This window comes from Vibrio sp. 704, from assembly GCF_033339295.1.
This window is the reverse complement of sequence record NZ_JAWOUH010000294.1, coordinates 1-810: the sequence shown is the minus strand read 5'-3', so window position 1 is coordinate 810 and position 810 is coordinate 1. Positions and strand designations below refer to the sequence as shown.

The window sequence follows — 810 nt, the reverse complement described above, 5'->3', positions numbered from 1 at the left end:
GTTCATACCAGCTTGAATTGCCTCTTCAACGCCGTATTCAATCAACGGTTTGTTCACTACTGGCATCATTTCTTTTGGCATTGATTTTGTAGCTGGAAGAAAGCGCGTGCCATAGCCTGCAGCAGGGAACAGACATTTTTTAATCATTGGGGGAATATCCTTTCTCGTCATTATCAAGAATCTGCGCAACACTTTAACACGAGAGTCGCGCATGAATCATGAATAAAGTAGGAAAAAATGTGAGACGCAGTGCGGAAAAAAGCATGATCAGTCAGGCCGTGCCGCTGTTGAGGAGCTATGTCTAACAATAAACAGGAAACTTACTCTCTCGTTGTGTTCACTATTCGACTCGCTGGGCTCGTAATCTCAGGTTCTATTAGTCGTCTTAATACATGAATGTAAGGTTAAGACATCAAGTTTTGATCGGCCCAAGCAATGGCTTGAACTCGGTTTTTCACTGAGAGCTTTTTAAAGATCTGATACAGGTGCGACTTGATCGTAAATTCGCTAACAAACAGTTCTTCTGCCATCTGGCTATTCGATGCTCCAGCTTGCAGACAACGCAGCACTTGCAGTTCACGAATGGTGAGATCGACGGTTGCTGGCGCGGTGTGAGTATTTATCACATTTCGATAGTAGTGCAGCAGTTGGCTGGTTACGTTGCGTGGTAGCCAGTTTTGCCCGTTGACAATGCCTTTCAGTTCTTCGCCTACTTGTTCTAAAGAATCTTCGCTGTAAAACAAGCCTTTTAATTGACCGCAGGCGAGCAGTTCCTCCGTCGTGAGGCGTTTTGGAACGTTGAACACGACC

2 protein-coding genes are annotated in these 810 nt (G+C 45.1%); both read right to left on the bottom strand.

What is annotated here, in order from left to right; all coding sequences use genetic code 11:
* Window positions 1-147, bottom strand: a 147-nt coding sequence (locus R7R24_RS26015) for a sugar phosphate nucleotidyltransferase (protein ID WP_318120013.1), incomplete at its 3' end; no start/stop codon positions are given.
* 257 nt (window positions 148-404) lie between these two features.
* The coding region (locus R7R24_RS26010; RefSeq protein ID WP_318120012.1) for a LuxR C-terminal-related transcriptional regulator at window positions 405-810 on the bottom strand (406 nt) is incomplete at its 5' end.